Source organism: Thermoflexus sp. (assembly GCF_034432235.1).
Taxonomy (GTDB): domain Bacteria; phylum Chloroflexota; class Anaerolineae; order Thermoflexales; family Thermoflexaceae; genus Thermoflexus.
Map to the genome: position 1 here is coordinate 51,159 of NZ_DAOUCJ010000079.1, position 12,899 is coordinate 64,057.

Here is a 12,899-nt window from a genome sequence, read left to right on the forward strand (position 1 = left end):
CGGGAAAGGAGGTCCGGATGGGGGATGACGTCGTTCGGATTTTCGATACCACGTTGCGGGACGGCGAGCAATCGCCGGGGGCGACCCTCACCGTGGAGGAGAAGCTGGAGATCGCCCGCCAGCTGGTCCGCCTGGGGGTCGATATCATTGAAGCCGGCTTCCCGATCGCCTCGCCGGGCGATTTCGAGGCGGTGCGGCGGATCGCCCGGGAGATCGGCCCCCTGGGGAAGGACCGTCCGAACGGCCCGCCGGTGATCGCCGGGCTGGCCCGGGCGAACCCGGAGGACATCGACGCCTGCTGGGAGGCGGTGCGAGAGGCCCCCCGCCCGCGGATCCACGTCTTCCTGGCAACCTCCGATATCCACCTGCAATACAAGCTGCGGATGACCCGGGAGGAGTGCCTGGCCCGGATCCGGGAGATGGTGGCGTATGCTCGCCGTCTGTGCGACGATGTGGAGTTCTCCCCGGAAGACGCAGGGCGCACCGATCGCGATTTCCTGATGCAGGCGCTGACGGCGGCCGTGGAGGCGGGAGCGACCACCCTGAACATCCCCGACACGGTGGGCTACACCACGCCGGAGGAGTTCGGGGCCCTCTTCGCCGAGATCCGCCGCCGGGTTCCGGGGGTGGAACGGGTGATCCTTTCCGCCCACTGCCACAATGATCTGGGCCTGGCCACCGCCAATACCCTGGCCGCTATCCGGAACGGCGCCCGCCAGGTGGAGGTCACCGTCAACGGCATCGGCGAACGGGCGGGCAACACAGCCCTCGAAGAGGTGGTCATGGCCCTCCACACCCGGCGGGATGTCTTCGGGGTGCGCACCCATATCGACACCACCCAGATCTATCGCACCAGCCGCCTGGTGAGCGCCCTCACCGGTATCCCGGTCCAGCCCAACAAGGCCATCGTGGGCGCGAACGCTTTCGCCCACGAAGCCGGCATCCACCAGGATGGGATGCTGAAGAACCCGCTGACTTATGAAATCATGCGGCCGGAGACCGTAGGGGTGCCGGAATCCCGCCTGGTCCTGGGGAAGCACTCCGGACGACACGCCTTCCGGGTCCGCCTGGAGCAGATGGGCTATCACCTCCCGCCGGACGCCTTCGAGGAAGCGTTCCGCCGGTTCAAGGCGCTATGCGATCGCAAGAAATACGTGACGGACTTCGACCTGGAAGCCCTGATGGCCGATTTCACCCAGAGCAGCGGCCAGAACTGGCGCCTGGATACGCTGCAGGTGACCTGCGGCACGCCGCTGATCGCCACCGCCACCGTCCGCCTGATGGGGCCCGACGGAGAGGTCCGCGTAGGCACGGGGACAGGGAACGGGCCGATCGACGCGGCTTACCGGGCCATCGAGGCCGCTCTGGGGATGCAGGCCCGCCTGCTGGAGTTCAACGTCCACGCAGTGACCCCAGGGCGCGACGCGATGGGGCGTGTCTTCATCCAGGTGGAAGATCCGCATACTGGCCGCCTGGCCGGCGGCTTCGGCGCCGACACCGACATCGTGGTGGCCGCCGCCAAGGCCTATCTGCACGCCCTCCTGCGGCTGGGCCACGCCCCTCAGACCGCTCCGGTGGAAAGGATGTCCATCCCGGTTCCGTAGCCATCTATCCGCCTGAGCGTTGCGCAGCGAGTTCCCTTTCAGGGGTTTGGAAGCTGGCCCAAAGCATCCTCCTGATTCCGCAGGCGAAGAAGCGACAACGCGCTCGAGCGAAGAAACACGATCCGGAGGTTCACCGATGGGCATGACCATGGCCGAGAAGATCATCGCCGCTCATGCCGGGCTGGATCACGTGGAGCCAGGGGATTTAGTGGAGGCCCGGGTCGATTTCGTGATGGCCAACGACATCACCGCCGCCCTGGCCATCCGGGAGTTCGAGAAACTGGGCGTGGAAGGGGTGTTCGACCGGGAGCGGGTCGCCTTCGTGGCCGACCACTTCGTCCCGCCCCCCAACATCAAGGCCGCCGAGCAGTGCATGACCGTCCGCACCTGGGCCCGGCGCAAAGGGATCCTCTACTTTGAAGGGGGGCGGGATGGCGGCATTGAGCACATCGTGCTGCCGGAGCAGGGCCTGGTGCTGCCCGGGGAGATCATCATCGGGGCGGATTCCCACACCTGCACCTATGGGGCCCTGGGCGCCTTCTCGACGGGCGTGGGCTCCACCGACGCCGCCGTGGCCATGGCCACCGGCCGGCTCTGGCTTAAGGTGCCCCCCACGATGCGCCTGTTCTACCATGGGACGCTCCGCCCATGGGTCACGGCGAAGGATCTCATCCTCCACACCATCGGCCACATCGGGGTCGATGGGGCGCTCTATATGGCCATGTTCTTCACCGGGCCCGTGATCCGGAGCCTCAGCATGGATGGACGGTTCACCATCACGAACATGGCGATTGAGGCGGGGGCGAAGGCCGGGTTGATGGAGGTGGATGAGAAGACCCTGGATTACGTCCGCCCCCGGGCGAAGCGCCCCTTCACGGTTTATCGGGATGACCCGGACGCCCGGTATGAGGTCGATCTGGATTTCAACGTCAGCGACTGGGAGCCGGTGGTCGCGGTGCCCCACCTGCCCTCGAACGTGCGGCCGGTGAGCGAGCTCACCGACATCCGGATCGATCAGGTGTTCATCGGCTCGTGCACGAACGGGCGCATCGAGGATCTGCGGCTGGCCGCCCGGATCCTCCAGGGCCAGCGGGTGCATCCCGAGGTTCGCTGCATCATCATCCCGGGCAGCGGGCCGACTTACCGGCAGGCGCTGGAGGAGGGCCTGATCGATATCTTTGTGGAAGCCGGCGCGGTGGTGGGCCTGCCCTCGTGCGGCCCATGCATGGGCGGATACTCCGGCGTGCTGGGGCCGGGGGAGCGCTGCGTCTCCACCACCAATCGCAACTTCATCGGCCGCATGGGCCATCCGACCAGCGAGGTGTATCTGGCCAATCCGGCGGTGGCCGCGGCCAGCGCCATCCTGGGGCGCATCGCCAGCCCGGAGGAAGTGAGGGCTCAGGCCGTGGCCGCGTAAGGCCCCGGAAGCTCGAGGGGTTCACTTCCGCGATCCGGATCATAAGAGGCTTTCCGCTTCACAATGCGTTCCGATACCCACCCTGCGGAATTCCTGAGACACAAGGAGGAAGATCCCATGAAGGACTCGCGCTCGGTCTGGGAGGAATTTCTGGAGGAAGCGATCCCCTCCTGGGAGGCGGATCCAGAGGAGGATCCCGCGCGCAGCTCCCATCCGACGAACTGGGTGGTGGATTGCATGATGGGCTGCTATAACTTCACCGAACCCGAAGAGGATTGAGGAGGGAAGCCATGCGCTTCCACGGGCGCGCCTGGGTTTTCGGGGACAACATCGACACCGATGTGATTATCCCGGGGCGTTACCTGAACACCACGGACCCGAAGGAGCTGGCCGCGCATTGCATGGAGGGGATCGATCCGGAGTTTCCCCATAAGGTGCAGCCGGGGGACATCGTGGTGGCGGGACGCAACTTCGGGAGCGGCTCTTCCCGGGAGCACGCGCCGATCAGCCTGAAGGCGGCCGGGGTCTCCTGTGTGATCGCCAAATCGTTCGCCCGCATCTTCTTCCGGAACGCCATCAACATCGGCCTCCCGGTGCTGGAATGCCCGGAGGCCGTGGAGGCCATCTCGCCGGGGGATGAGCTGGAAGTCCATCTGGACACCGGGGAGATCCGCAACCATCGGACCGGCCAGACCTTTCGCGCCAAGCCCTACCCGCCCTTCATGCTGGAGCTGATCCGCGCCGGCGGGCTGATCCCTTACACCCGCGCTCGCCTGCAGCAGGAGCGAGCGTAGGCCCTCCCGAGGCTTTCGCCGCCTTCGGCGGCCTCGCGGAACAGGAACCGCGCTGTGCCCATTTCAGGATGCAGAGGAGGTCCATATGCCCTGTCGAGAAAGGAGGTGGACCCGGGTTGCCCTGCGCTGGGACCGCTGGATGGAGGTCCTGAGCGGGGCCGCCCGCGCCATCGCCGCCGCGTTCGGCCGGATCTCATATCCCCATTTCCACCCCATACCGGTCGAGGAGGTGCGCGATGGAGGCCGTCTGGCTTTACGATACGACGCTGCGCGATGGAAGCCAGCGCGAAGGCATTTCGTTCACTGTTGAGGACAAGCTCCGGATCACGGAGAAGCTGGACGAGCTGGGCATCCATTACATTGAAGGGGGCTGGCCCGGCTCCAATCCGAAAGATGCGGAATACTTCCGCCGGGTCCGCCATCTGCCGCTTCGCCACGCCCGGATCGCCGCCTTTGGGATGACCCGGCGCCCCGGCCGGCGGGCGGAGGAGGACGAGAACCTGCAGGCTTTGCTGGAGGCGGAGACCCCCGTGGTGACCGTGGTCGGCAAGTCGTGGGATCTCCACGTCCATCGGGTGCTGGAGACCACGCTGGAGGAGAACCTGGCGATGATCCGGGAGAGCGTGGCCTTCCTGAAGGCCCACGGGCGGGAGGTGGTCTACGACGCCGAACATTTCTTCGATGGGTGGAAGCGGAATCCGGATTACGCCCTGGCGACCCTTCGGGCGGCCCAGGAGGGCGGGGCGGACTGGATCGTCCTCTGCGACACCAACGGGGGATCCATGCCCTGGGAGATCGAAGAGGGGGTCGATGCGGCGAAGCGCGCGGTCTCCGTCCCCCTGGGCATCCACACGCATAATGACTGCGAGCTGGCCGTGGCCAACTCCCTGGCCGCCATCCGCCGGGGCGCTCGCCAGGTGCAGGGGACCATCAACGGATACGGGGAGCGGGTCGGCAACGCCAACCTGATCTCCATCATCGCCAACCTCAAGCTCAAGATGGGGATCGACTGCGTGACCGACGAGCAGCTGGCCCGTCTGACGGAAGTTTCCCGCTTCGTGGCTGAGGTGGCGAACCTGCCCCACGATTCCCATCAACCGTATGTGGGGGCCAGCGCCTTCGCCCACAAGGGCGGCATCCACGTGGCGGCGATCCTCAAGGTCGAAGAAAGCTATCAGCACATCGATCCGGCCCGCGTGGGCAACGTCAAACGGGTCCTGGTCTCCGAGCTCTCCGGGCGCGGGAACATCGTGGCCAAGGCCCTGGAGTTCGGGCTGCGGCTGGATCCCGATGATCCGGCGGTGCAGGCGGTGGTGCGCCGCATCAAGGCCCTGGAGAACGAGGGCTTCTATTTCGAAGATGCGGAGGCCTCGGTGATCCTGATGCTGCGACGCGCGCAGCCGGATTACATCCCGCCTTTTGAGGTCCTCGATTACGTCGTGATGGTGGAACGCCGGGACGGCCGGGAGCCGGTTGCGGAGGCGGCGGTGAAAGTCCGGGTGGATGGGGAGACGGTGCACACGGCCGCGGAGGGCAACGGCCCGGTCAACGCCCTCGACGCGGCGCTGCGCAAAGCTCTTCTTCCCCGCTATCCGGTTCTCTCCCGTATCCACCTCACCAACTATCGGGTTCACATCCTGAACGGGGACGCCGGGACAGCGGCCCGGGTGCGGGTGTGGATCGAGAGCACCGATGGCCAGCGGGTGTGGCGGACGGTCGGGGCCTCCACGAACATCCTGGAGGCCAGCCGCCTGGCCTTGCAGGACAGCCTGGAGTTCGGGATCGGATAGCTGCGGTATCCGTCTCCGCACGGCGCCAGGCCAATCCGAAAGGGTTGCCGGCCGCACCAGGCGCTCGCCCCTCCTGATATTCCCGAGAAACGCTATTTGGGAAGCATCCCATGGGACGCTTCGTGATCGCTGTGCTGCCAGGAGATGGGATCGGACCAGAGGTCACCACGGAGGCCCTGCGGGTCCTGGAGGCCGTGGGGCATCGGTTTGGGCATCGCTTTGAGTTCCACGAGGCGCTGATCGGCGGGGCCGCCATCGACGCGACGGGGTCTCCCCTTCCCCCCGAAACGCTGGAGCGCTGTCGCCGCTCGGATGCGATCCTCCTGGGCGCCGTTGGCGGGCCCCGGTGGGATGATCCCACGGCTCCGGTGCGGCCGGAGCAGGGCCTCCTGGGCCTGCGCAAGGCCTTCGATCTGTTCGCCAATCTCCGTCCGGTTCGGGTGTTCCCGGCCCTCACCCATGCGACCCCATTGAAAGAGGGGATCGTGCGAGGGGTGGACATCCTCTTCGTCCGGGAGCTGACCGGGGGCCTGTATTTCGGCCCCCGCCAGGAAGCCGGACCGGAGGGTGAGGAGGCGTATGATACGATGCGCTACACCCGGCCGGAGATCGAGCGCGTGGTCCGGCTGGCCGCCCGCCTCGCCCGGGGCCGCCGGAAGAAGCTGACCTCTGTGGACAAGGCCAATGTGCTGGCCGCCTCCCGCCTCTGGCGACGGGTGACCGAAGCGGTGGTCCGGCGGGAATTCCCGGATCTCGCCCTGGAGCACCTCCTGGTGGACGCCTTCGCCATGCACCTGATCCGGCGTCCAGCGGTTTTCGATGTCGTGGTGACGGAAAATATGTTCGGAGATATCCTGACCGATGAGGCGGCGGTGCTGGCGGGATCCATGGGGATGCTGCCCTCCGCCTCCCTGGGGGAAGAACCGCCCGGCCTCTTCGAGCCGGTGCACGGTTCCGCCCCGGATATCGCCGGGCGCAACCTGGCCAACCCGATCGGGGCGATCCTGAGCGGGGCTTTGATGTTGCGCTACGGCTTCGGCCTGGAGGCGGAGGCCCGGGCGATCGAAGAGGCGGTGGAAGCGGCCCTGGAAGCGGGCTACCGCACCCGGGACATCGCGGACGGCGAGACCTGCATCGTCGGGACGCGCGAGATGGGCGAGGCCATCGCCCGATATATCCTGGACGGCGCATGACCGGCCGGCTGTCTGTCCCCTGATCCTTTGAGGCGGTCGGGGATCGGGTGGAGCGCCTTCAGTGCCCGGCGCAGCCCTGAAATCCCATGGATGAAACCCGCAGCACCGCTTCTGCTCCAATCCGGATCTGGAGGTTTCACCATGCCCATTCCTTCGAACGGTCGCAAGCATCGGAGCGCGCAGGTGACGGAGGGCCTGGAGCGCGCGCCGCATCGGGCCATGCTTCGGGCCGTCGGATTCCGGGACGAGGACTTCCGCCGGCCTTTCATCGGGGTCGCCAATACCTGGTTCGAGGCGCAACCCTGCAATCATCATCTGCATCGCCTCGCTGAGCTCGTCAAACAGGGGATCCGGGACGCCGGGGGAACGCCCATTGAGTTCAACGCCGTCCCGGCCAACGACGCCATCGGGATGGGCCATGAGGGCATGAAAGCTTCCCTGGTCAGCCGGGAGCTAATCGCGGATTCCATCGAGCTCGCCGCCATCGCCTATCAGCTGGATGCCCTGGTGACCATCGGGGGCTGTGATAAGACGCAGCCGGCCTGTGTGATGGCCATGGCCCGCCTGAACCTGCCCGCGATCTACCTGTATGGGGGAAGCGTTCCCCCGGGGAACTGGCGGGGGCGGGCGGTGACCATCCAGGACGTCTTCGAGGCGGTGGGGGCGGTGAGCCGCGGCCGGATGACCCTCGAGGAGCTGAGGGAGCTGGAGGAAGCCGCGGTGCCCACCTATGGCGCCTGCGGGGGGATGTTCACCGCCAACACCATGGCCTCCGCCTTCGAGGCGATGGGGTTGACCCTCCCCAACGGGGCCGCGCCGGTCGCCCCCAGCCGGGCCCGGGAGGAGCTGGCCTACGAGACCGGCCGGGCGATCGTCCGCATCCTGGAGGCCGGCATCCGGCCCCGGGATATCATGACCCGCGAAGCCTTCGAGAACGCCATCGCTGTGGCCGCCGCAATGGGCGGGTCCACGAACCTGATCCTGCACTTGCTGGCCATCGCCCACGAGGCCGGGGTTCCCCTCACCCTGGAGGACTTCGAGCGGGTCAGCGAGCGAACGCCTCATCTGGCGGACCTGAAACCCGCGGGCCGTTACGTGATGGCCGATGTGGATCGCATCGGCGGCGTGCCCGTGGTGATGAAGGCCCTGCTCCATGCCGGGCTGCTGCACGGGCACTGCCGCACCGTCACCGGCGAGACCATCGCCGAGCGCCTGGCCGGCGTGGTCTTCCCGGAGGATCAGGATGTTGTCCGGCCGGTCAGCCGCCCCCTGCACCCCACCGGCGGCTACGTCATCCTGCGCGGCAACCTGGCCCCCGAGGGCGGCGTCCTGAAGATCACGGGGACCACCAAACGCTATCACCGCGGCCCGGCGCGCGTCTTCGATCGGGAAGAGGACGCCTTCCAGGCGGTCAACACCGGCCGGATCCGGCCGGGCGATGTCGTCGTGGTGCGTTACGAAGGCCCGAAGGGCGGGCCGGGGATGCGGGAAATGCTGGTGGTCACCGCCGCCCTGGTGGGGCAGGGCCTGAAAGATGAGGTGGCCCTCCTGACGGACGGTCGGTTCTCCGGAGCCACCCACGGGCTGATGATCGGCCATATCTCGCCGGAGGCCGCGGTGGGAGGCCCGCTGGCGCTGCTCCAGGATGGCGACATCATCGAGATCGATGTGGATCGCCGGGTGGTGAACGTGGAGCTTTCCGAAGAGGAACTGGCCCGGCGCCGGGCGGCCTGGACCCCGCCGCCGCCAAAGTATACCCGGGGGCTTTTCGCCAAATACGCCCGCCTGGTCTCCTCCGCCGCCCGGGGGGCCATTTGCGAAGGGTAAATCCGGGAAGCAAGACGCCGATCACTTTGACCTCCAGAGAACGGCATCCGCACGGGGCAGAACTCGATGAGCGCGAAACCTTCCTTTCGAGTCGCGGTGCTGGGCGCGACGGGGATGGTCGGCCAGTGGCTGGTGCACCTGCTGGACCGTCATCCATGGTTTCGGGTGGTCGCGCTGACGGGGTCCGATCGCTCGGTGGGCCGCCCGTATGGCGAGGCGTGTCGCTGGCTGCTGAGCGCTCCGATGCCAGACTGGGCCGCCCGCATGGTCGTGCAGCCGACGGAGCCGGGGTTCGACGCGGAGATCGTGATCTCCGCCCTCCCCTCCGACATCGCCCGGGAGGTGGAGCCCCGGTTCGCCGCCGCGGGCTATCTGGTGGCCAGCAACGCTTCCGCCTACCGGATGACGTCGGATGTGCCCCTGGTGATGCCGGATGTCAACTTCGATCACCTGGGGTTGCTCTCCCACCAGCGCGAAAGCCGGGGCTGGTCCGGCGCCCTGATCACGAACCCCAACTGCACCACCACCGCGGCGGTCCTCCCCCTCAAAGCCCTGATGCCCTATGGCGTCCGGCGGGTGCATCTCGTAAGCCTGCAGGCCCTCTCCGGCGCCGGCTATCCCGGCGTCTCCGCCGTTGAGATCGCCGACAACGTCCTCCCCTATATTCCGGGGGAAGAAGAGAAGCTGGAAACGGAACCCCGCAAGCTGCTGGGGAAACTGCAGGACGGGAGGGTGGAAGCAGCGCCGGTGCGCCTGAGCGCGCAGACGAATCGGGTTCCCACCCTGGATGGACATCTGGTCTGTCTGTCGGTGGAGCTGGAGGAAGCGATCCGCCCCGAGGAAGCCGTGAGGGCGATGAACGGCTACCGTCCGCCGGAGGAAGTGGCGGATCTCCCGAGCGCGGTGGCCCAGCCGATCGTGGTGCGGACAGAGCCGGATCGGCCCCAGCCCCGCCTGGATCGCATGACAGGGGGCGGGATGAGCGTGGTGGTGGGACGGGTGCAGCCGTGTCCGGTCTTCACCCTGAAATTCGTGGCCCTCACCCACAACACCATCCGAGGCGCCGCCGGCGCCGCCCTCTTCAACGCCGAAGCTACTCTGCGCTGGATGGGGAGGGTATAGCGGCATGGGCCTCCCGGGGATGGGGGACCGCCTTTGATGATCCCCGATCCCCGGGAGCCCACTTCCTGATCTCACCGCGGGGGACGGGTGGCAGCTTCCAGGCCTCACCCCGTCAGGAGCGCTGGGAACAGCGCCACCCCGGCGATGTCTTCCCCATGGATGTCTTCCGCCAGATCCGCAGGAACCTCCCACAACGGCTCCTCTCAGGAGCGTCTGCAGAGCCTTGTGAGTTATGATAGGGAACATGAGTTCCGGCGGGGGATCCCGGGGAGGAAGGATGCGCGCGGGAGATGTGTTCGCATTGCTCACGCTGGGGGCGATCTGGGGCGCCTCGTATCTGTTTTTCGCCCTGGGAGTGCGGACGATCCCGCCTCTGACTTTCGTGACGGGGCGGCTGCTGATCGCCGCCGCCCTCCTTGGATTGTTCCGGCGGATCCGTCCTGGCCCCCGGGCGGATCCGCCGGGGGACGCTTACCTGACGATGGGGCTGTTCAACGCCGCGCTGCCCCATACGCTGATCGCCTGGAGTGAGCAGACCATCCCCAGCGGGCTGGCCGGGGTGCTGGTGGCCACCATGCCGCTCTGGGCGGCCGGATTCACCGCCATCGGGCTCCGGGAGGAACGGCCGTCCCGGCGCCAGCTGGCCGGTCTGGTCCTCGGCTTCCTGGGGATCCTGATCCTGCTGTTTCCGGATCTCCAGCGGGCATCCCATGCACACCTGATCGGCGAAGGAGCCGTGGTGGCAGCCGCCCTTTCCTACGCCGCGGCCACCGTTTACGCGCGGCGAGCCCTGCGGGGGGTCTCGCCAGTGGACGCGGCCATCGGTCAGCTGGGCTGGGGTGGGGCGCTGTTGCTGCCTTTCAGTCTGGTCCTGGATCAGCCATGGAGGCTCTCCCCAGCGCCGGAGTCCCTCGCTGCCCTGATCCTCCTGGCGGTCCTGGGCACTGCGATCGCCTATGTGCTGTATTACGGGCTGCTCCAGCGGGTGGGGGTGGTAGGGGTTTCCCTGGTGGTGTATCTCAACCCCATCTTTGCGGTGCTCTGGGGAGCGATCGGGCTCGGGGAACCCCTCTCCGGCTGGCTCCTCGGGGGCATGGCGCTCATCCTGGCCGGGGTGTTCCTGGCCGGGCGATGAGCGGAGCGGGGGGTGCTGTCGAAGGAATTCGACCTCCAGAGGCCTTCGGCCCGTGGCCGGCCTCCGCCGGCCAAAAGGCTTCCCGCGTCGGCGAAGGCCGACGTTCGGCGCAAAGCGCCTGGGGAGGCCGATTTCACTCGGCGCGATGTGCCCACTCCGTCAACCAGGCCGCGGCTTCCTCTACGCCGCCGGCGGCCTCCATGCGGTGTGCCCAGTCCCGCGCCCGCTCCCGGAAGGCAGGTTCCCGGAGCAGGACGGCGATGTGTTCCTGCCATTGACGGGGCGTGGCCTCGGAAGGCCATAGCACCAGGCCAACCCCCGCCGCCACCGCCCGACGGGCCTGCAGGTGCTGTTCCCCCGCATGCGGAACCATGAGCTGGGGGACGCCGTAAACCAGGGCGGCATGGGTAGTCCCCATCCCCCCATGGTGGATCACCAGATCCAGCTGCGGGAACAGGGCGGGGTAATCCACCCAATCCCAGAGCGGGAGATCCGGAAGCGCTCGCGCCACAGCCTCCCGAAGCCCGGGGGCGAAGGGGCTCCGCCCCAGAACCAGGAGGGGCTCGCCGCCCAGGGCCTGCACCGCGCGAGCCGCCCCAATGAAGAAGGCGGGATCCGCGGTGAAGGTGCTGCCCAGGGTGATCAGGACACGGGGGCGCGCGCGTGGGGGGGATGGCACCGTCGAGGCCTTCCGACGTCCCCCGAAGAACCGGTTCTGGGGATCCAGGCGGTCCAGATCGATGAACCAGCGAACCGGGAAGAAGACGATGTGCGCATACGGAGAGGTGATCTGGGGAAAAGGATCCACCCGCCAGAAGCGGGCGGTTAACCCGAGGCGCGCGGCGATCTCCGCCAGCCGGGCTTGGGCCGCTTCCACCTCGATTTGGGCCTCCGGAGTGGCGGGGGCCGGCCAGCGCCCGGCGGGGAACCCCACGACGATCAGAGGAAGCTCGTATCGCTCCGCGGCCCAGGCCGCGACGCCGGCGAAAGGCTCCGCCACGATCCAATCCGGGCGCCAGGTTTCGATCAGGGAGCTCAGGGCGCGCAGCGCCCGCGCATGCGCCTCAGGCTGGAGCCAGGCCTCCAGCGCCCGCTCCCGCCGCCGTCGCGCCCGCTCCGTGGGAGGGACATCCGGCGGGAGCGGGGGCAGCCATCGCCAGCCCACGGAGGGCAACAGGGCAAAGGGGAGGCCCCGACGGACCACGGCTTCCTGCACCAGGGATCCGCTGGCCCAGAGCACCCGATGGCCCCGTCGAGCCAGCGCCACCGCCAGATCCAGGTAACCCCCATAATCCAGGTGGCCCCATAAAGGGATCGAGATGAAGAGCCAGCGCTGAGGCTTCATGGTCCCATTCGAAGGGGTCCCCGGCCGACCTCCCGATGGCAGCGCTCGCAGGCCGGGATCACCGCTTCCCGGATCGTGAAGAAAGGCTCCAGGCTCTCTATATGCGAAGGGTGGCAATCCACGCAGCCCACCGACGTCCGAAGGTCCGGCCGGAGCAGGTCCGTGTGAAAGTGGTTCTCGAAGGTCGGAACGGTCACCGGATTCGGTTCTCCGGGGGACACGCCCCCGCGTTCCGGCTCACGGATGTGACAGAGCCGGCATCCGGCCTCCGGAAGGAAGGAAAGGCGAACCGGATGGCGGGGCGTATCCGGGGGGACGAGCGGCGTGCGGGCGGTATTCCATGCACCCAGGGCGAGGGCAACGGCGCGATGGGGAAGGGATTGATCGCCCCGATGGCATCCCACGCAGGAGATCCCGGCGGCCGCGTGGGCGGCGGCGAGGTCCGCGGGCCGCCCTTCCCGGGCGGCCATCGCCCGGCCAACGTAGGTGGTCTCCGGGCGCAGATGGCAGCCCGCGCAGAAGGGATCACCCTCCTCCGCCCGCGAAACCCAGAGCGCCGCGCCGAGGGCGGCGACCAGGGCGCCGCTCAGGATCAGCCCCACCCCTTTCCAGGAGATCATCGATCTTCCTTCGCTCTGCCGCTCGAATGGAAAGCGTGATTCGCTGGCCTGG

The 12,899-nt window shown here is 67.8% G+C and carries 11 protein-coding genes; 9 read left to right on the forward strand and 2 right to left on the reverse strand.

The genetic code is table 11. The features are described from left to right. The first annotated feature begins 17 nt into the window (after window positions 1-17). The 9 genes from VAE54_RS10050 to VAE54_RS10090 all read left to right on the forward strand — a co-directional run bounded on the left by VAE54_RS10050 (window position 18) and on the right by VAE54_RS10090 (window position 10,882). Window positions 18-1,604 (forward strand): 2-isopropylmalate synthase, encoded by a 1,587-nt coding sequence (locus VAE54_RS10050; protein WP_322801826.1) that lies wholly within the window; start codon window positions 18-20, stop codon window positions 1,602-1,604. A gap of 136 nt (window positions 1,605-1,740) precedes the next feature. Then, window positions 1,741-3,021 carry a 3-isopropylmalate dehydratase large subunit gene (leuC, locus tag VAE54_RS10055; RefSeq protein ID WP_322801827.1) on the forward strand — a complete coding sequence of 427 codons (1,281 nt, stop codon included), beginning with the start codon at window positions 1,741-1,743 and terminating at the stop codon, window positions 3,019-3,021. Window positions 3,022-3,138: 117 nt separating this feature from the next. Continuing rightward, window positions 3,139-3,300 carry a hypothetical protein gene (locus VAE54_RS10060; RefSeq protein ID WP_322801828.1) on the forward strand — a complete coding sequence of 54 codons (162 nt, stop codon included), beginning with the start codon at window positions 3,139-3,141 and terminating at the stop codon, window positions 3,298-3,300. 11 nt (window positions 3,301-3,311) lie between these two features. Then, window positions 3,312-3,815, forward strand: a complete 504-nt coding sequence (gene leuD, locus VAE54_RS10065; protein WP_322801829.1) for a 3-isopropylmalate dehydratase small subunit — start codon at window positions 3,312-3,314, stop codon at window positions 3,813-3,815. 236 nt (window positions 3,816-4,051) lie between these two features. Next, on the forward strand, window positions 4,052-5,605 hold the full coding sequence (gene cimA, locus VAE54_RS10070; RefSeq protein WP_322801830.1) for a citramalate synthase: 1,554 nt from the start codon (window positions 4,052-4,054) through the stop codon (window positions 5,603-5,605). A gap of 110 nt (window positions 5,606-5,715) precedes the next feature. Next, window positions 5,716-6,798: a 3-isopropylmalate dehydrogenase gene (gene leuB / locus VAE54_RS10075; RefSeq protein WP_322801831.1), complete on the forward strand. Its 1,083-nt coding sequence runs from the start codon at window positions 5,716-5,718 to the stop codon at window positions 6,796-6,798. A gap of 141 nt (window positions 6,799-6,939) precedes the next feature. Next, window positions 6,940-8,625 carry a dihydroxy-acid dehydratase gene (ilvD, locus tag VAE54_RS10080; RefSeq protein WP_322801832.1) on the forward strand — a complete coding sequence of 562 codons (1,686 nt, stop codon included), beginning with the start codon at window positions 6,940-6,942 and terminating at the stop codon, window positions 8,623-8,625. A gap of 66 nt (window positions 8,626-8,691) precedes the next feature. After that, window positions 8,692-9,747, forward strand: a complete 1,056-nt coding sequence (gene asd / locus VAE54_RS10085; RefSeq protein WP_322801833.1) for an aspartate-semialdehyde dehydrogenase — start codon at window positions 8,692-8,694, stop codon at window positions 9,745-9,747. 277 nt (window positions 9,748-10,024) lie between these two features. Beyond that, window positions 10,025-10,882: a DMT family transporter gene (locus tag VAE54_RS10090; protein ID WP_322801834.1), complete on the forward strand. Its 858-nt coding sequence runs from the start codon at window positions 10,025-10,027 to the stop codon at window positions 10,880-10,882. Window positions 10,883-11,015: 133 nt separating this feature from the next. Here VAE54_RS10090 and VAE54_RS10095 read toward each other — a convergent pair whose 3' ends face one another. Further along, on the reverse strand, window positions 11,016-12,227 hold the full coding sequence (locus VAE54_RS10095) for a glycosyltransferase (RefSeq protein ID WP_322801835.1): 1,212 nt from the start codon (window positions 12,225-12,227) through the stop codon (window positions 11,016-11,018). Continuing rightward, a complete protein-coding gene (locus tag VAE54_RS10100) occupies window positions 12,224-12,847 on the reverse strand; it encodes a hypothetical protein (RefSeq protein WP_322801836.1) in 624 nt (207 codons plus the stop codon). The genes VAE54_RS10095 and VAE54_RS10100 overlap by 4 nt, the downstream gene beginning before the upstream one ends. Window positions 12,848-12,899: the final 52 nt, after the last annotated feature.